This is a genomic window from Pseudomonas sp. MH10, from assembly GCF_034353045.1.
Taxonomy (GTDB): Bacteria; Pseudomonadota; Gammaproteobacteria; order Pseudomonadales; family Pseudomonadaceae; genus Aquipseudomonas.
Genome location: NZ_CP133783.1, coordinates 3,991,437 through 4,008,638 on the forward strand (window position 1 = coordinate 3,991,437; position 17,202 = coordinate 4,008,638).

General features: G+C 57.8%; 15 protein-coding genes. 7 read left to right on the forward strand and 8 right to left on the reverse strand.

The window, feature by feature from the left end:
• Positions 1-6: 6 nt before the first annotated feature.
• Positions 7-2,016 (reverse strand): DNA helicase Rep, encoded by a 2,010-nt coding sequence (rep, locus tag RHM59_RS17755; RefSeq protein WP_322285128.1) that lies wholly within the window; start codon positions 2,014-2,016, stop codon positions 7-9.
• A gap of 203 nt (positions 2,017-2,219) precedes the next feature.
• Here rep and RHM59_RS17760 point away from each other — a divergent pair, with 203 nt between their 5' ends.
• Positions 2,220-3,902 (forward strand): bifunctional diguanylate cyclase/phosphodiesterase, encoded by a 1,683-nt coding sequence (locus RHM59_RS17760; RefSeq protein ID WP_322285129.1) that lies wholly within the window; start codon positions 2,220-2,222, stop codon positions 3,900-3,902.
• A 234-nt stretch (positions 3,903-4,136) separates the two neighbouring features.
• On the opposite strand, the gene RHM59_RS17765 is transcribed toward RHM59_RS17760, so the two are convergent.
• Positions 4,137-5,534 (reverse strand): NorM family multidrug efflux MATE transporter, encoded by a 1,398-nt coding sequence (locus RHM59_RS17765; RefSeq protein ID WP_322285130.1) that lies wholly within the window; start codon positions 5,532-5,534, stop codon positions 4,137-4,139.
• Between the two features lie 152 nt (positions 5,535-5,686).
• On the opposite strand from RHM59_RS17765, the gene RHM59_RS17770 reads away from it, so the two are divergent.
• Both RHM59_RS17770 and RHM59_RS17775 read left to right on the forward strand, forming a co-directional pair.
• Positions 5,687-6,607 (forward strand): LysR substrate-binding domain-containing protein, encoded by a 921-nt coding sequence (locus RHM59_RS17770; RefSeq protein ID WP_322166638.1) that lies wholly within the window; start codon positions 5,687-5,689, stop codon positions 6,605-6,607.
• Between the two features lie 194 nt (positions 6,608-6,801).
• Positions 6,802-8,778 (forward strand): methyl-accepting chemotaxis protein, encoded by a 1,977-nt coding sequence (locus RHM59_RS17775; RefSeq protein ID WP_322285131.1) that lies wholly within the window; start codon positions 6,802-6,804, stop codon positions 8,776-8,778.
• A 94-nt stretch (positions 8,779-8,872) separates the two neighbouring features.
• Here RHM59_RS17775 and RHM59_RS17780 read toward each other — a convergent pair whose 3' ends face one another.
• Positions 8,873-10,366 carry a YifB family Mg chelatase-like AAA ATPase gene (locus RHM59_RS17780; protein WP_322166637.1) on the reverse strand — a complete coding sequence of 498 codons (1,494 nt, stop codon included), beginning with the start codon at positions 10,364-10,366 and terminating at the stop codon, positions 8,873-8,875.
• A 157-nt stretch (positions 10,367-10,523) separates the two neighbouring features.
• Positions 10,524-10,784 (reverse strand): accessory factor UbiK family protein, encoded by a 261-nt coding sequence (locus tag RHM59_RS17785; protein ID WP_322166636.1) that lies wholly within the window; start codon positions 10,782-10,784, stop codon positions 10,524-10,526.
• Positions 10,785-11,205: 421 nt separating this feature from the next.
• Between RHM59_RS17785 and glnK the strand changes: the two genes are divergently transcribed.
• The 4 genes from glnK (at position 11,206) to sutA (ending at position 13,957) form a co-directional block, all read left to right on the forward strand.
• Positions 11,206-11,544 carry a P-II family nitrogen regulator gene (gene glnK / locus RHM59_RS17790; protein ID WP_002555808.1) on the forward strand — a complete coding sequence of 113 codons (339 nt, stop codon included), beginning with the start codon at positions 11,206-11,208 and terminating at the stop codon, positions 11,542-11,544.
• Between the two features lie 35 nt (positions 11,545-11,579).
• Positions 11,580-12,926: an ammonium transporter gene (locus tag RHM59_RS17795; RefSeq protein WP_322166635.1), complete on the forward strand. Its 1,347-nt coding sequence runs from the start codon at positions 11,580-11,582 to the stop codon at positions 12,924-12,926.
• 176 nt (positions 12,927-13,102) lie between these two features.
• Positions 13,103-13,534 (forward strand): secondary thiamine-phosphate synthase enzyme YjbQ, encoded by a 432-nt coding sequence (locus tag RHM59_RS17800; protein WP_322166634.1) that lies wholly within the window; start codon positions 13,103-13,105, stop codon positions 13,532-13,534.
• A gap of 93 nt (positions 13,535-13,627) precedes the next feature.
• Positions 13,628-13,957, forward strand: coding sequence for a transcriptional regulator SutA (sutA, locus tag RHM59_RS17805; protein ID WP_322166633.1), 330 nt, complete (start codon positions 13,628-13,630; stop codon positions 13,955-13,957).
• Positions 13,958-14,029: 72 nt separating this feature from the next.
• Here the strand turns inward: sutA and RHM59_RS17810 are convergent, their stop codons facing one another.
• From RHM59_RS17810 to dapF, 4 genes are read right to left on the reverse strand one after another with little or no spacing between them, the layout of a single operon-like run.
• On the reverse strand, positions 14,030-14,722 hold the full coding sequence (locus tag RHM59_RS17810) for an HAD family hydrolase (RefSeq protein ID WP_322285132.1): 693 nt from the start codon (positions 14,720-14,722) through the stop codon (positions 14,030-14,032).
• Positions 14,715-15,617: a tyrosine recombinase XerC gene (xerC, locus tag RHM59_RS17815; RefSeq protein ID WP_322166631.1), complete on the reverse strand. Its 903-nt coding sequence runs from the start codon at positions 15,615-15,617 to the stop codon at positions 14,715-14,717. The genes RHM59_RS17810 and xerC overlap by 8 nt, the downstream gene beginning before the upstream one ends.
• 2 nt (positions 15,618-15,619) lie before the next feature.
• Positions 15,620-16,357 (reverse strand): DUF484 family protein, encoded by a 738-nt coding sequence (locus tag RHM59_RS17820; protein ID WP_322285133.1) that lies wholly within the window; start codon positions 16,355-16,357, stop codon positions 15,620-15,622.
• A 13-nt stretch (positions 16,358-16,370) separates the two neighbouring features.
• The gene (gene dapF / locus RHM59_RS17825; RefSeq protein ID WP_322166629.1) at positions 16,371-17,201 is read right to left on the reverse strand and encodes a diaminopimelate epimerase; all 831 of its coding nucleotides are present in this window, start codon (positions 17,199-17,201) and stop codon (positions 16,371-16,373) included.
• Position 17,202 lies beyond the last annotated feature (1 nt).

Here is a 17,202-nt window from a genome sequence, read left to right on the forward strand (position 1 = left end):
CAAAAATTAGCGTTTCAGCATGGCACGTATGTCAGCCAGTGCTGTGTTACCTCGAACAGCTTTTACTTCGACCGGGGTGTCATCGTTGCCTTCCCAAGCGAGATCGTCGGGCGGTAACTCATCCAGGAAACGGCTGGGTGCGCAGTCAATGATTTCCCCGTACTGCTTGCGCTTGGCCGCAAAAGTGAAGGCCAGTGTTTCACGCGCCCGGGTGATGCCGACATACGCCAAACGGCGCTCTTCCTCGACGGTATCGGCTTCGATACTGGAGCGGTGCGGAAGAATCTCTTCCTCCATGCCCATGATGAACACGTAGGGAAACTCCAGCCCCTTGGACGCGTGCAAAGTCATCATTTGCACGCCCTCGGCGTTGTCCTCTTCTTCCTGCTGACGTTCGAGCATGTCGCGCAAGACCAGCTTGCCGATGGCCTCCTCGATGGTCATCCCGCCTTCTTCGTCTTTTTCCAGGGTGTTCTTCAATGCTTCGATCAAAAACCAGACGTTAGCCATCCGGTAATCGGCGGCTTTTTCGCTGGAGCTGTTCTGCCGTAGCCAATTCTCGTAATCGATGTCCACGACCATGCTGCGCAACGCCGCGATGGGATCGTTCTGCGCGCATTGCTGGCGCACGCCGTCCATCCAGCGCTTGAAGCGTTGCAGGCGGTCGGTATAGCGACTGTCCAGGTGCGCGCCCAAACCAATCTCGTCGGTGGCAGCGTACATCGATACTTTGCGCTCGGTGGCGTAGTTGCCGAGCTTTTCCAGGGTAGTTGAGCCGATTTCCCGGCGCGGCACATTGATCACGCGCAAGAAGGCGTTGTCATCATCCGGGTTTACCAAGAGTCGGAAATAAGCCATCAGGTCTTTCACTTCCTGACGTCCGAAGAAGCTGTTACCGCCCGACAGTCGATAAGGAATCTGGTGGTGCTGCAGCTTCAGTTCGATCAGCTTGGCTTGATAGTTACCGCGATAAAGAATCGCGAAATCGCTGTAAGGACGGTCGGTGCGCAGGTGCAGGGTGAGCAGTTCAACGGCCACGCGCTCGGCTTCTGCGTCTTCGTTACGGCAACGGATCACACGAATTTCGTCGCCGTGGCCCATGTCGCTCCACAGTTGTTTTTCAAACGCGTGAGGGTTGTTCGAGATCAACACGTTGGCACACCGCAGGATGCGACTGGTGGAACGGTAGTTCTGTTCAAGCATGACCACTTTCAGCGACGGGTAATCGTCTTTCAGCAGCATCAGGTTTTCTGGCCGGGCGCCGCGCCAAGCGTAGATGGACTGGTCATCGTCGCCGACCACGGTGAACTGATGCCGAGTGCCGATCAGCAGCTTCACCAGCAGGTATTGGCTGGCGTTGGTGTCTTGGTATTCGTCCACCAGCAGGTAGCGGACTTTGTTTTGCCACTTTTCGAGAATGTCGGCGTGTTCCTGGAACAGCTTCACCGGCACCAGGATCAGGTCGTCAAAATCCACCGCGTTATAGGCTTTGAGCGTGCGCTGATAGTGGGTGTAAACGATGGCGGCGGTCTGTTCTTTGGGGTTGCGGGCATTTTCCAAGGCCTGGGCAGGCATGATCAGGTCGTTTTTCCAGGACCCGATCATGTTCTTGATTTCGTCGACGCCATCGTCGCCTGAGTATTCCTTTTGCATGATGTCGGTCATCAGCGATTTGACGTCGGTCTCGTCGAAAATCGAGAAACCGGGTTTGTAACCCAGCCGCGCGTGTTCCTTGCGGATAATGTTCAAGCCCAGGTTGTGGAACGTCGACACCGTCAAGCCGCGACCTTCGCCGCCTTTAAGCAACGTGCCGACCCGCTCTTTCATCTCCCGGGCCGCTTTATTGGTAAAGGTCATGGCGACAATGTGCTGTGCCCGAATGCCACAGTTCTGGATCAGATGGGCGATCTTGCGGGTAATGACACTGGTCTTGCCGGAGCCAGCACCGGCGAGCACCAAAAGAGGGCCGCCGACGTAGTTCACGGCTTCTTGTTGCCGGGGATTGAGTCGGGACATGACAGAAAGAGATCGCTCACGAAATGGCCGGGCATTTTAACAGGATCAAGCCTTTATGCCGTCATCGTCAGACACTGTGACGCAGCACTCGATCTAAATTTGCCGGTTTTGATACTTTCGCGCAGGATGCGCATTGAATTGCGCTCATCCTCGGACTTTTGAGCGGTATTACCAACGATTTTTAGTGAGTCTAGGGAGCTAGTTTGTTGACGTCTGCCCAACCCTTGCATTTGCTGTTGTTGGCCCAAACGCCAGAATGGTCCGCGTTGTTGCGCGAGTGTCTCGTTCCATTGGGAGACACGGTGACGCTGGTCTGCGCGCCGAGCTGGGAAGATGTGAGCGGCTTGTTCAATGACGAACCCAATGCCGTGCTGCTAACAACCCCTCAACTACAGCCAGTACCTGGGCGCTGTAAGTTGCCGGTGGTGATGCTGCTCGAACATGAGCCGACAGAGCCGCCGGTGGGCGTCAGTGATTGGTTGGTGCTTGATGCGCTGAATATCGACACAGTTCGTCGGTGCCTGCGGCATGTGCACGAGCGCGGTGTGCTTGAAAACACCCTACAGCGTCTGGCTGAGCAGGACCCGTTGACGGGTATCGCCAATCGCCAGGGTTTCCAGACCTTATTGGCCGCCCGCTTAGCCGAAAACGACGGGCGTGGCCTGGCCCTCGGCCATCTCGATCTGGACAACTTCCGCCATGCCAACGACGCACTGGGTCATCAGGCCGGTGACCGGTTGATCCTGCAAGTGGTCTCGCGGCTTAAAAGCCAGCTCGAAGCTGGCGATCAATTGGCCCGGCTCGGCAGTGATGAATTCGCTTTGTTGATCGACACCCGTCGTGCGCCGCAACGTGCCGAATGGATGGCCGAGCGCATCGTTGACGCGATGTCTGAAGCGTACTGGGTTGACGGCGAAAGCCTGTTGATCGGTTGCAGCCTAGGCATTGCTCACGCGCGCGCCCAGGCAGGCGCCGATCCGCTGATGTGGCACGCGCACATCGCCATGCAGCAGGCGAAAAGCACTCAGGGCTGCACTTTTCATATCTTCAATGAGCGCATCAATCGCAACGCACGAAGCCTGGCGGACCTTGAAACAGAGCTGCGCGCAGCCTTGCGCCTTGATGAGTTGGAACTGCATTACCAACCACGATTGTCCCTGGAAGACGGTCGCATCGTGGGCCTTGAAGCCTTGGTGCGGTGGCGCCACGCTGAGCGCGGATTGCTGCCACCGAGTGAGTTCGTGCCGTTGGCTGAGCAAAGCGGGTTAATCGTGCCCCTCGGTTATTGGGTGATTTCCCGCGCGCTGCGTGACATGCAGGACCTTCGTGAGCGCGGGTTACCGCCGCTGCACATGGCGATCAATTTGTCGTTCCGTCAATTTCAGGACAGCCAACTGCTGTCGACGTTAACCCGGTTGATCGCCGAACGCGGCGTCGATGCGCGCTGGCTGGAGTTCGAGCTGACCGAAACGGCGGTGATGCGCCGCAGTGATTTGGTCAAGCAAACCATGGATGCGCTGGGCCGCCTGGGCGTGCGCTTCTCGCTGGACGATTTCGGCACCGGCTTCTCGTCATTCGTGCACCTCAACAGCTTACCGATTGCTTTGCTCAAGGTTGATAAGAGCTTCGTGGGTGGCATGGAGCTGCGTGAAGAGAACCGAAAACTGGTTCACGCCATGATCAACCTGGCGCATAACCTAAACCTCGAAGTGGTGGCCGAAGGGGTTGAAACCACTGAGCAGTTGGCGTTGCTGCGCGACTTTGGCTGCAATCAAATTCAGGGATACCTCATCAGCAAACCGCTGCCGCTGGATCAACTGGTTCAGTATTTAACGTTTGGTCAGCGCGAAAACGTCGGACAAACCAAAAACCTATCTAACAACTAGTGTCTGTAGGAGCCAACGTGTTGGCGAAGGCCCTTCGGACCTTATCGCAGCCTTCGGCAGCTACAGAATCTGTGTAGCGCCAAACCGTGGGACCGAATTCATTCGGGAAGGCTCCAGTCCTGACACCCTGCAACCTCAAACCACACAAAGTGCCACCCAGTTTGCTGCGCGAGACAGCGCGGCGTCGAAGACGTGGCGGACCCTCCTACAAGGGTTGATTGCTCTAAATCGGCTTTACGCCAAAACCGTCTCGCCTACCGGTGCTTGCCGCAAGAGACGTGATGTTTTTCGTTCGAAGGCCACGATCAGCGCTGATGCTGCGCACGCTAATCCCAACGCCAACCCCCACCAAACCCCGATGGCGCCGCCGTTGACGTAAAAACCGAAGGTCCAGGCCGCTGGCGCTCCGATTAGCCAATAGCACGCGAGGCCGATCATAAAGGTGGTCTTTGCGTCCTTGAACCCACGGATCGCGCCCATGGCTAGTGTTTGGGCGCCGTCGAACAATTCAAACCATGCGGCGATCGCCAGCAACTTCACGGCGAGTTCTATCACGTCATGGTTGGCCGGATTGTCAGAATCCAGAAACAGGCCCACCACCATGTGCGGTGCCAGCCAGAACAGCAGCCCAAAGCCAAGCATCATCAAAGAGCCGAACGCGATGCCCACTCGTCCCGCCAAGCGCGCTTGCTGAAGTTTGCCCGCGCCATAATGGGCGCCGATTCGCATGGTCATCGCGTAGGAAATCCCGACCGGGATCATGAATGCCATTGACACCGATTGCAGCGCGATCTGGTGCGCGGCCATTTGCGAGCGGCCCATCGCACCCATGCAAAAAGCGGCAAACGTGAACAGACCGATTTCAACGGCATAAGTCCCGCCAATCGGTAAGCCCAGGCGCCACAGCTCTTTCAAATAGTGCAGGGACGGGCGCATCAAACCTTGGCGAAGGGGATAGCGGGCGTAGGCCCAATGCCGACGAATGTGCAGCGCCAGCAGTAATGCCATGCCGTTCGCCACCAACGCTGTCACCAGACCAATGCCCATCAGCCCCAAATGCGGCAGACCAAACAGCCCGTGGATCAGGGCATAGTTAAAGCCGAAGTTCACTGCCACGCCGCCGATGCTGATGACCATCACCGGCCCTGCGCGGCCCAGCGCGCTGGTGAACCCACGCAACACCATAAAGCTCAACAAACCGGGTAACGCGAAGGGCAGGGTGATCAAAAACTCACCGGCCAAGTGTACGTTGGCCTCGTTCTGGCCGAGCCTGAGCAGGATTGGCTCCAGATTCCACAGCAGCGTTGCGGCGACCAATGCCATGCCCCATGCCAGCCACAGTCCATTTTGAGTCAGGCGGATAACGCCCTCGATGTCGCCGGCCCCATGACGAATTGCGACCAAGGTGCCAACGGCGGCAATCACCCCCACACAGAAAAAAGCGATCAGGTTATAGCTGGCCACCCCCAGCCCGCCGCCCGCCAATGCGTCGGGCCCGAGATGGCCCATCATGACGGTGTCGGTAAAGACCATCAGCATGTGCGCCATTTGCGACGCAATCAGCGGCCCGGCCAGGCGCAGGATGGTTCTCAGCTCATTGATCCAGGGGGCTTTAGTAGCAACAGGTTGCATGGGTGTGGCTCGGTATCAGGGTTTTATGAGCAACTGATTCTCGACAGTTAAGCGCATTGGCACAAAGGGATAAATCCGATGCTTGGCATGAGTAAAACTCATCTGAAGCCCGTTCAGGTAGAGTGACCGCAAACCGCAACAGGAAGCGCTGTATGTCACGTACTTTGCCCCCGCTGTATGCCCTTCGCGCCTTTGAAGCCGCTGCTCGGCACAGCTCATTCACCCGAGCGGCCGAAGAGTTGTCGATCACCCAAAGTGCGGTGAGTCGTCATATCCGCACCTTGGAGGAGCATTTCGCCTGCCGTTTGTTTCAGCGTAATGGCCGTAACGTGCAGTTGACCGAGGCCGCACGCCTTTTATTGCCGGGGGTGCGGGAAGGTTTTTCGGCACTGGAGCGGGCGTGCAGCACCTTGCGCGCAGAAGATGGCGTGCTGCGGATGAAGGCGCCGTCGACCCTGACAATGCGTTGGTTGCTGGCGCGCTTGAGCCGTTTTCGTCACCTGCAGGTCGGCAATGAAGTGCAACTGACCAGCGCCTGGATGGACATCGAAAGTGTTGACTTCACTCAAGAACCATTCGACTGCGCGGTGTTACTCAGTCGTGGGAACTTTCCCCCGGATTGGGAGGCGACGTACCTGTTTCCCGAGTTGTTGATTCCAGTCGGCGCTCCGACGTTGCTTGAGGATCAGCCCTGGGATGTTGCACGTTTGGCCAGCGCCGAACTGCTGCACCCCACGCCGGATCGTCGGGATTGGCGCAGTTGGCTTGAGCGGATGGGATTGTTGGATCAGGTTTCATTGAAGGGCGGACAACTTTTCGACACCCTTGAGTTGGGTATGATTGCTGCCGCCCGTGGCTATGGCGTGTCCATGGGCGATTTGTTGATGGTTGCCGAGGATGTGGCGCAGGGACGCCTGAGTTTGCCGTGGCGCACGGCGGTGGTCAGCGGCGAAAACTACTATTTGGTGTGGCCGAAGACACGCCCCGGCGGAGAGCGTTTGCGTCGGCTCAGTGATTTTCTTCAGGGCGAGGTCCAGGCGATGACGTTACCAGCGGTAGAAGTACTGAAATAGGCAGCGGGGCTCAGCCAAGGCGACAGCGCCACTTTGCTTTGCGACCTCGCGCCGCACTCAAGTATTTTTCGTATCGGCCGAATCCGTATAAGCATGGTGTTTCGTTCAAAAACGTTCAATATGCCTCTTCATCGAAATTTTGCTGGGCAGCCGATTGGACGTAAAACGCTGCTGCTGTCCAGCCAGGAGCCTTCATGTCTGAACCCAGTGCCCGTATCGCTACGCAGCTAGGCGTCGCCCTGGCGGTCATTTTGGCTGTGGTCATCACCGGTAGTACGGTGTTTGCCTTGCGCTCACTGGACAGGGCCAACCTGGAAATTCGTGAAGACCACATGTCCAGCGAAGCGCGCTTGCTCGCGGATCAGTTGAATACCTTTCATAGCAGCCTGCGCGAAAGCACGTTGCGGTTGAGCGGGTTATTCGAAAAGCGCTTCGCCGCAGGATTGAGCCTGCACGCAGACAGCCCGGTGACCGTCGCCGGGATGCAGACACCGGGTTTGATGGTGGGTGATCAGGTGTTGAACAACGACTTCACCGAGGTCGACAACTTCAAGCAAATGACCGCCGGCGTAGCGACGATTTTTGTGCGTAGCGGCGACGACTTCATTCGCATCAGCACGTCCCTGAGGAAGCAGGACGGCACGCGCGCCATCGGCACGTTGCTCGATCACAAGAGTGCGGCTTATGAGCGTTTGATGGCGGGCGAGGGCTACGTGGGCCGGGCCTTATTGTTCGAGCGCTATTACGTGACCCAGTACAGCCCAGTGCGTGACAGTACTGGCAAGATCATCGCCGCCCTGTTCGTCGGTTTCGATTACACCGAGGCGCAAAATACTCAATTTGAAAACCTGAAAAACTTCCGCATCGGAAACACCGGTTCGCTGGCGCTGCTCGATGAGCAAAATCACTGGCTGGTTGCACCGGACGGGGTCAAGGATTTGAAGCAGGCAGTTCAGAGTTTGGCCGACATTATCGAGCGTCCGGGTAACGGCCAGTTCTGGGCGAACAGTGGCCAGGAGTTTTATACCGTCGCCTCGCCGTTTGCTGGTGGGCCATGGACGGTATTTGCAAGCATGCCGGAGGCCGAGATCAACGCCGTGACTTGGAGCGTCGGCATGCAATTGGCCATCGGCAGCCTGCTGGCCATGTTGATCGCGGTCGGTGCGGCCATTTGGCTGCTGCGCCGTAAATTGCAGCCGCTGTCAGACTTGGTGCATCAGGCCGAGGCCATGGGCGCGGGGGATCTGAGCGCTAGGCTGAACGTCTCCAGCCACGATGAAATTGGCCAACTGGCGGGCAGTTTCAATCAGATGGGTGAAGCGCTATCGAACATGGTCTCGCACATCCGCAGTGCGGCTCAGGAAGTCAGTGGTCGTGCTCAAGCGTTGTCTGGTTTATCGGGCGGGGCCTACGAAGGGATGGAGCAGCAGTCCGGCGAGATCACCAGCATGGCCGGCGCTGTGGAAGAGTTCAGCGCCACCTCGTTGAATATCGCCGACAACATGGGCAACACCGAGCGCCTTGCGCAGGAAAACGCCCAGCAAACGCGTATTGGGCGAAGCTCAATGGATGAGGCCTCGACGTCACTGCAGCAGATTGCCTCGTCGTTGAATGGCACCGCCACCGTGATCAATACCCTGGGCCAGCGCTCGCAGGAGATTGGCAGCATTGTCGGCGTTATCACCTCGATTGCCGAACAGACCAACTTGCTGGCGCTCAACGCTGCGATTGAAGCGGCGCGGGCGGGTGAGCAGGGTCGTGGTTTTGCGGTGGTCGCCGATGAGGTGCGCAACCTGGCGTCGCGCACCCGTAAGGCTACCGACGAAATCACCGACATGATCGCCAGCATCCAGCTCGAAACCGGCAACGCTATCAGCACCATCGAGCAGGGCAACGCATTGATGCAGGAAGGCCTGTCACGCAACGCCACCGTTGCCGCCGCGCTGGCCCGGATTGATGAGCAAAGCCGCTCTGCCGGCGAACAATTTGCCGCCATCACCACGGCCACTCAAGAACAAAGCAATACGGCAACCCTGCTCAGCAGTAATCTGCAAAGCATCGCCCTGGCCAACAGCGAGCAGCGCGAAGTGGTGTCCCACTTGGCGATCACCGCCAAGGAACTGGAAGAACTGGCGGAGGAGTTGCGCAAGGAAGTGAATCGGTTTCGGTGAGGCTTGGTGTTTAAATTCACGAAACTGTCGACGCCAAACCCCTGCAGCCAACACGTTGGCTCAGGGGTTTGAGTATCGGGAATACTCCGCATCCTCAATAACCCGAAGGCCGGTACTGCAACGCTTCCGCCAGATGATGACGGACAATCCCATCGACCTGCTCCAAGTCTGCCAACGTCCGTGCGACTTTTAGCAAGCGGTGCGCGGCCCTAAGTGAAAGCGTCAGGCGCTCGCAGGCGGTTTCCAGCCACGTCTCATCTTCAATCGATAAGGGGCAATGCTTGCGCAGTCCTGGCAAGTCGAGGAAGGCGTTGGGGCAACCTTGGCGCTGTTGTTGCCGGTCGCGGGCTTGGGCGACGAGCGCGGCGGCTGTGGCGGTGTCGTCGCCGGTTTGTGGGCCGGGGTTGAGCGCAGTGGCTTCACGGGCGACGGTCAGGTGCAAGTCGATGCGGTCCAGCAGTGGGCCGGACAATTTGTTGCGATAGCGCTGAATCTGCTCGGTCGAACACCGACAGCGACCGCTGGGCTCTCCGAGATAACCGCACGGACACGGGTTCATCGCGGCGACTAACTGAAAACGCGCCGGAAAGCGCACTCGGTCACGGGCGCGGGCGATGACGATGTGGCCAGACTCCAGCGGCTCACGCAGCACCTCCAGCACCTTGCGGTCGAACTCAGGCAGCTCATCGAGAAATAGCACGCCGTGGTGAGCGAGGGTAATTTCCCCCGGCTGAGGCCGACTGCCGCCACCGACCAGCGCCGCACCGGAGGCTGAGTGATGCGGTTGCCGGAAAGGCCGCAGCGGCCAACTCGTGAGAGGTGTTTGGCTGGCAACCGACTGAATCGCCGCAACCTCCAGCGCTTCATGTTCATCCAGCGGCGGCAACAAACCGGGCAGGCGGCTGGCGAGCAGTGTTTTGCCGGTGCCTGGCGGGCCGCTGAAAAGCAGATTGTGCGCCCCGGCCGCCGCCACCAACAGCGCACGTTTAGCCGCAGTTTGGCCTTGGACTTCGCTTAAGTCCGGGTATGGCTTGCTCTGGTGCAACAGGCCGCTGGATGTATAGGGGATGATTGGCGCCTGACCGTTGAAGTGCGCCACCAGCTGACGCAGGTCATTAACGGCGATGACCCTCAGACCGGACGCCAAACACGCTTCTTCAGCGTTCGCCGTAGGCACGATCAGCGTATGGCCTGCCGCCCGTGCTGCCAACGCCGCAGGCAACACGCCCTGAACTGGCCGAATGCCGCCTGACAATGCCAATTCACCCAAACACTCCACGTCCTGGAGTGCAAACGCAGGTAATTGGGTGCTGGCGGCCAGCAGTCCCAATGCAATGGCAAGGTCGAAGCGTCCACCGTCCTTGGGCAAATCTGCCGGGGCGAGATTGAGCGTGATCCGCCGTGCCGGAAATTGAAAACCTGAATTCAAAATGGCGCTGCGTACCCGGTCCTTACTTTCCCTGACCGCTCCCTCGGGCAGGCCCACCAGCGTTAGCGCCGGCAAGCCGTTGGCCAAATGACATTCGACAGTAACGGCAGGTGCTTCCACGCCTACTTGGGCGCGGCTGAGAACGATAGCGAGAGACATGATCATTCCTTGATGTCTGAAGAACCGCATCCTGCGGCAATTAGCGATGAGGCTGGGGAGGGGAATAGCTACAGGGTGTTAACTGGGTTATGTGATAAAGGGGCGCATGCTCCTACAGTTGTACTGTGTTTGCTGCGTAACAGCTCTTCAGGGCGTATTACTCAGCCGGCGGAGCCAATCGTGCTTCCATCTCGGCCACTTTTGCTTCCAGTGCTTCAAGACGAGCACGGGTTCGGGCAAGTACGGTCATCTGGCTATCGAATTCTTCCCGGCTGACTAAATCCAGTTTGCTGAACCCACTTTGCAGCAGGATTTTGAACTGGCTTTCGAATTCAGTGCGCGGGACCGGTGTTTCGCCGTTGAACAAGCGTGAAGCATGGCCGCTCAAGGCGTCGAGGAAGGCTTTAGGCGCGAGCATATTCAATTTTCCATAAGCAGATGCGCGGCAGTGTATCACGCAGCGTCTATAGTCAATCCAGACCCGCCACCCTGCACAGTTTTCGTGCAAAGTGCCGGGCGCGGTCGCACTATTATTGTGCGTGTCAGTGGTAATACGCGGGTAGAAGAGCGCAAGTTATCGATAAAATCCCTGTAATCAGTGATTTTTCCCGAGATGGCAAGCTTTCTGCTTAGTGGCTTATGACCCATGCGCTGATGCAGTCAATGTGACGATGCAGTGCCCAAGGCGGAGCAGGGAAGTGTTTCGTCGGAAGCAGTTTTTTTGGGGTTGGTCGGGCACGTATTGAGACGACCGACGGGTTACAAAGCCAAGCACTGCGCTTAGACTTGAGTCGGGTTTGTTTTCCTGGGGCAAGTCCACCAATTCGGGAGAAAGTTTCATGAAACTAGTCACTGCAATCATTAAGCCGTTCAAGTTGGACGATGTGCGCGAGTCGCTGTCCGAAATCGGCGTGCAGGGCATCACCGTAACTGAAGTCAAAGGCTTCGGCCGGCAGAAGGGTCACACCGAGCTGTACCGTGGTGCGGAGTATGTAGTCGACTTCCTGCCAAAAGTGAAAATCGATGTTGCGATTGATGACAAAGATCTGGACCGGGTTATCGAGGCGATAACCAAAGCAGCCAACACCGGCAAGATTGGTGACGGCAAGATCTTCGTAGTTAATCTGGAACAGGCTATTCGCATCCGTACCGGCGAAACCGATACCGACGCAATCTAAGCCGCCAACCCCCATCGCCCCAGGAGTAAAACAATATGACTCTGCGTCAATTCGCAGGGCTAGGAGCCCTGCTGTCCCTTTTAATACCTGGTCTGGCCCTGGCGGCTGACCCGGTACCCGTCGTCGCTCCAGTGCTCAACTCTGGCGATACGTCGTGGATGTTGACTTCGACGGCGCTGGTGTTGTTCATGACCATTCCCGGTTTGGCGCTGTTCTACGGCGGTATGGTTCGCTCGAAAAATATTCTCGCAATAATGATGCAGTGCTTTGCCATTACCGGTCTGATCACCATCCTGTGGTTCGCTTATGGCTACAGCGTTGCGTTCGATACAACGGGTATGGAAGCAGGCGTCATTAACTACTACTCCTTCTTCGGCAGCTTCGCCAAGGCGTTCCTCGCCGGTATCACGCCAGCTAGCATCACTGGCCCTACCGCGCTATTCCCTGAGGCGGTGTTCGTCACCTATCAGATGACTTTCGCTATCATCACCCCGGCGTTGATCGTCGGTGCGTTTGCTGATCGCATGAAGTTCTCTTCAATGCTGGTCTTCATGGCCCTTTGGTTCACCTTCGTGTATGCGCCGATTGCGCACATGGTCTGGAGCGGTCCGGGCGCACTGTTGGGCGATTGGGGTGTTCTCGACTTCGCTGGCGGCACCGTGGTTCACATCAACGCCGGTGTTGCGGGTCTGGTTTCCTGTCTGGTTCTGGGTAAACGTAAAGGCTACCCAGCTACACCGATGGCCCCGCATAACCTTGGTTACACCTTGATGGGTGCTGCCATGTTGTGGGTCGGCTGGTTCGGCTTTAACGCCGGCTCCGCTGCTGCGGCCAACGGCACTGCCGGTATGGCAATGCTCGTTACTCAAATCGCTACGGCTGCTGCTGCACTGGGCTGGATGTTCGCCGAGTGGATCACTCACGGTAAGCCAAGTGCCCTGGGCATCGCTTCGGGTGTGGTTGCCGGTCTGGTTGCTATTACTCCTGCGGCCGGCACTGTTGGCCCAATGGGCTCGCTGGTTATCGGTTTGGCGGCTGGCGTGGTCTGCTTCTTCTGCGCTACCAGCTTGAAACGCAAACTGGGCTACGACGACTCCCTGGACGCCTTCGGTGTACACGGTATCGGCGGTATCCTCGGCGCGATTCTGACCGGTGTGTTCGCTGCACCGTCGATGGGTGGCTTCAATGCCGCAACCACCGACATCGCTGCACAAGTCTGGATTCAGTGCAAAGGCGTAGGCTTCACGATCATCTACACGGCGATCGCGACCTTCATCATTCTCAAGGTGGTTGACGCGGTCATGGGCCTGCGTGTCACCGAGGAAGAAGAAGCGGTCGGCCTCGACCTTGCGCTGCACAATGAGCGTGGCTACAACTTGTAAGGCATCACAAAAAATGCCCGGGTGACCGGGCATTTTTTTGCCTGAGATTTGTCGATGTAGGTACGATCGCCATCGTAGTACGAGTCTCAGTTATGGCTTACATAAAACGTGGCTTATAACGCGCTTTGTTTTTTTCACCAGCGCGTTAGAATGCGCGCCGAAGCGTGGAGAACTGTATGTGGCAACAGACGCTGATTACGTTGCGAGCAAGGCCTCGCGGTTTTCATCTAGTGACCGACGAGATACTGGCAGGTTTGCCTGAACTGCGCAGTTGTCGAGTCGGTCTGTTGCATTTGTTGCTGCAACACACCTCGGCCTCATTGACCATCAATGAGAACGCTGATCCGGCCGTGCGTCGTGACTTCGAACGTTTTTTCAGCCGTCTGGTGCCCCAGGGAATGGACGGATACGAACATGACGACGAAGGCCCCGATGACCTGCCTGCGCACTTCAAGGCCAGTTTGCTTGGCTGCCAACTGAGTTTGCCGATTACGGCGGGGCGGTTGGCGTTGGGCATCTGGCAAGGTGTTTATTTGGGTGAGCACCGTGATGTCGGCGGTGCTCGCAGAATCCTTGCCACCCTTCAGGGTGATGGGGATGTCCGCTGAGTATCAGCGGATGTTGAATTTTTTCTGGCGACCATCGTAAGTTGGTGTGGCTGGGCTATAACTAATCTGCTTTCGCAAGTCATGAGGTAAAACATGAGCGACGACGACATCGACGATCCGGTAGACGATTTGGAAGACGAAGAGGGCGGTGAGGAACTGGCCGCTGCTGGCGGTGACGACGACGGCCCTGAAGTTGACGAAAGCGCTGACGGTGCTCCCGCTGCGCCCAAAGGCAAAGCCAAGGCTGCTGTTTCGGTTGATGAGCTGCCTAGCGTAGAAGCCAAGAACAAAGAGCGCGATGCCTTGGCTCGCGCAATGGAAGAGTTCCTGGCCAAAGGCGGCACTGTGCAGGAAGTGGAGGCCAATGTGGTCGCCGATCCGCCGAAGAAGCCTGACAACAAATACGGTAGCCGGCCTATCTAGGTGTGCGTTGCGGTTAAGAAAAAGCCCGCTGTCGTTGCGGGCTTTTTCTTGGCTGCGTTCAAGCGCGGTTAACTAGCGCCAGCGTTTCAACAGCTCTGGCAGTTCGGTCAGGCTTTTGATTTCAGCATCAGGACGCTTATCGGCTTCCCACGGTTTGCCCGTTGGGTTGAACCAGATTGCACGAAAGCCGGCCTGCTGCGCGCCAGCAATGTCGTCACCCGGATGATCGCCAATGTGCACCGCGGCGCTGGCATCGGCACTGCCGCGCTTTAGTGCTTCAAGGAATGGCGCCGGGTCGGGTTTGCCGATCCCGACATCCTCTGCGCTCAATGCGAAAGCGAAATAATCTGCCAGCCCTAAACGGCGAACGTCGGCGTTGCCATTGGTCAACACCCCAAGGGTGTAGGTTTTGGCGAGAATTTCCAGGGTCGGTTGAACCTCAGGATAGACCTCGATTTGATGCCGTGCGTGCAGGAACACCTCAAAACTCTTGTCGGCCAGATCCTGCGCCTCGTCGTGGGGATATCCGGCATCTTCCAGCGCATGAAACAACACCTTCCGGCGCAGTGCACTGATCCGGTGCTTGAACGATGGATCGGCCTCAACCAACCGCGTTCGGATCGCCCACAGGTGTTCGACCGGAACCGGTCCCAGGCTGGGTGCGTGTTCGGCCAACCAGTCTCGCAGCACGGCTTCGGCGCTAATGATCACCGGGGCGGTGTCCCACAAGGTGTCATCAAGGTCGAAGGTAATCAGCTTAATCATGATCAGAGCCCTTTACGCGTTTGGCCCGGGGATGGGCGCTGTCGTAGACCGTTGCGAGGTGCTGGAAGTCCAGGTGCGTGTAGATTTGCGTGGTCGCAATGTCTGCGTGGCCGAGTAATTCCTGAACTGCGCGTAGATCCTGCGAAGATTCGAGCAAGTGGCTAGCGAATGAATGGCGAAGCATGTGCGGGTGGAGGTTCTGTCCCAACTCGCGTATGCCTGCAGCTTTTACGCGCAGTTGAATGGCGCGCGGGCCCAGGCGGCGCCCTTGTAGGCTAATGAACACCGCATCGTCCTGCGGGTTGGCAAGCGCGCGCAACGGCAGCCAGATTTCCAAGGCTTCGCATGCTTTCTTGCCCACCGGCAGTACTCGGGTTTTGCTGCCTTTGCCGAGGACTTGAATCAGCCCGTCACTCAAATCCAGCTGCTCCAGATTGAGTCCGGTCAGCTCCGACAGCCGCAGCCCCGAGGAATAGAATAGCTCCAGAATGGCTTGGTCACGGTGGGCCAGAAAATCGTCCTCGACGGCGCCGTCGAGTAGTTGCAGGGCCCGGTCGGCATCAAGGGTTTTCGGCAAACGGCGCTCGCCTTTGGGCGGCGACAGCCCATTGGCAGGGTCGTGATTGCAAAGCCCCTCGCGATTCAAATAGTGATACAGGCCGCGAACCGCCGACAGTAGCCGCGCCAGGCTGCGCGAGGATTGACCTTGCTGGTGCAAGCGCGCAATCAAGCTACGCAGGTGCTGAATATCTAGCGCAGACCAACTGCTTACGTTTTGTTTCTCGCAGAAAGCCAGCACCTTATTCAGGTCGCGACGGTAGGCTTCTAAGGTATGCGGCGACACCTGGCGCTCGCTGCGCAGGTGGGTGCAGTAAGCGTCCAGCTGCCTTTCCACCGTTAATAAACCGGGTGTGAAGGTTGAGTAAAACGCGGCAATACTCGGCCCAACACTTCAGCGATATAGCTGAGGAATAAGGTGCCGACCGAGCTTTTGTAGTACTGCGGATCGCGGCTGCCGATCGCCAGCACGCCGTGCAGGCCTTGATGGGTCAGTGCCACGACGGCGCTGGAGCCGACTTGAACGCCTTGCTCTGCGCCGTACAAAAACGACAGCTCATGCTCGCGCAATGCCCCACAGACTATCTTGTCATCTGAAATCAGGCCGCCGATGGATTTATGCGCTTCATCTGCGCCGACCCATCGTCCGACTGTCATCGGTTTTTCGCTGAACAGGATCAGGCTGACAAAAGGCACCTGGAACTCTTGGCGCAAGCTGTCTTCTACGGCAATCACTACTTCTTCCAGGCTGCTGGCGTCTATCAACGCCAGCATCAGCCGACGGGTCTTGTCGAACAACCGGTCATTGTCTCGAGCGACATCCATTAGTTGCGAAAGACGGTGGCGCATTTCAATGTTGCGTTCGCGCAGCAGATTCAGCTGACGCTCAACCAGCGAGACCGTATCGCCGCGCTTGTGCGGTATACGCAGGGTGGTCAAGAGTTCTTCGTGGTCTGCGAAAAACTCGGGGTGTTGACGCAAATATGCGGCGATGGCCTCCGCTTCAAGGGCTGGCGCTGCGGCTTCGGAAGAGGCTTTGCTGGGCTTTTCGGCTGAAATCTGAGGCTGATCGGTCATCGTATTTGCTCACTCATAGACGAACCTGTCCTTCATAAACCCGCACTGCCGGACCGGTCATCTTCACGGAGTGGCCTGGGCCGTCCCATTCAATGGACAGGCGCCCGCCAGGCAGGTCGATCAACAGGGGCGAGTCCATCCAGCCCTGACTGATGGCCGCTACCGCTGCTGCGCAAGCGCCGGTTCCGCAGGCCTGGGTTTCCCCAGCACCCCGTTCCCAGACGCGTAATTGCGCGCGTTGGCGATCGACCACGTGCAAGAAGCCAACATTGACCCGGGCCGGGAAGCGCGGGTGATGTTCCAGCTTCGGCCCGAGTACGTGCACCGGAGCGTTATTGATGTCATCGACACGCAACACCGCGTGCGGATTGCCCATCGATACTGCGGCAAGCTCAACGATTTGACCATCGACTTCAACTGCATAGCTCAGCGCCTGCTCAGACGCCTGAAACGGAATCTGCTCTGGAATCAATTGGGGCGGCCCCATGTCGACACTGATCTGCCCGTCGCTACGGATATCCAGCTCAATGATCCCGCTTTTGGTTTCGACGCGAATCTGCCGTTTGGCGGTCAGCCGTTTGTCGAGCACGAAGCGGGCGAAACAACGCGCGCCGTTGCCGCATTGCTCGACCTCGGAACCGTCGGAATTGAAAATCCGGTAGCGAAAGTCCACCTCGGGATTGCTCGGCGCCTCGACCAGCAAAAGCTGATCGAAGCCGATCCCGGTGTGACGATCACCCCATTGTTTGGCGTGCTTGGGCAAAATGTGCGCGTGCTGACTGACAAGGTCCAAAACCATGAAGTCGTTGCCCAGGCCATGCATCTTGGTAAAACGCAGCAGCATG

What these genes read in the sequence shown, in the direction of transcription:
- RHM59_RS17820 (WP_322285133.1), bottom strand. Translation starts at nt 16,357, where the DNA reads ATGACCGATCAGCCTCAGATTTCAGCCGAAAAGCCCAGCAAAGCCTCT.
- RHM59_RS17795 (WP_322166635.1), top strand. Translation starts at nt 11,580, where the DNA reads ATGACTCTGCGTCAATTCGCAGGGCTAGGAGCCCTGCTGTCCCTTTTA.
- dapF (WP_322166629.1), bottom strand. Translation starts at nt 17,201, where the DNA reads ATGCTGCTGCGTTTTACCAAGATGCATGGCCTGGGCAACGACTTCATG.
- sutA (WP_322166633.1), top strand. Translation starts at nt 13,628, where the DNA reads ATGAGCGACGACGACATCGACGATCCGGTAGACGATTTGGAAGACGAA.
- glnK (WP_002555808.1), top strand. Translation starts at nt 11,206, where the DNA reads ATGAAACTAGTCACTGCAATCATTAAGCCGTTCAAGTTGGACGATGTG.
- RHM59_RS17780 (WP_322166637.1), bottom strand. Translation starts at nt 10,366, where the DNA reads ATGTCTCTCGCTATCGTTCTCAGCCGCGCCCAAGTAGGCGTGGAAGCA.
- RHM59_RS17810 (WP_322285132.1), bottom strand. Translation starts at nt 14,722, where the DNA reads ATGATTAAGCTGATTACCTTCGACCTTGATGACACCTTGTGGGACACC.
- RHM59_RS17770 (WP_322166638.1), top strand. Translation starts at nt 5,687, where the DNA reads ATGTCACGTACTTTGCCCCCGCTGTATGCCCTTCGCGCCTTTGAAGCC.
- RHM59_RS17765 (WP_322285130.1), bottom strand. Translation starts at nt 5,534, where the DNA reads ATGCAACCTGTTGCTACTAAAGCCCCCTGGATCAATGAGCTGAGAACC.
- RHM59_RS17785 (WP_322166636.1), bottom strand. Translation starts at nt 10,784, where the DNA reads ATGCTCGCGCCTAAAGCCTTCCTCGACGCCTTGAGCGGCCATGCTTCA.
- RHM59_RS17800 (WP_322166634.1), top strand. Translation starts at nt 13,103, where the DNA reads ATGTGGCAACAGACGCTGATTACGTTGCGAGCAAGGCCTCGCGGTTTT.
- rep (WP_322285128.1), bottom strand. Translation starts at nt 2,016, where the DNA reads ATGTCCCGACTCAATCCCCGGCAACAAGAAGCCGTGAACTACGTCGGC.
- RHM59_RS17775 (WP_322285131.1), top strand. Translation starts at nt 6,802, where the DNA reads ATGTCTGAACCCAGTGCCCGTATCGCTACGCAGCTAGGCGTCGCCCTG.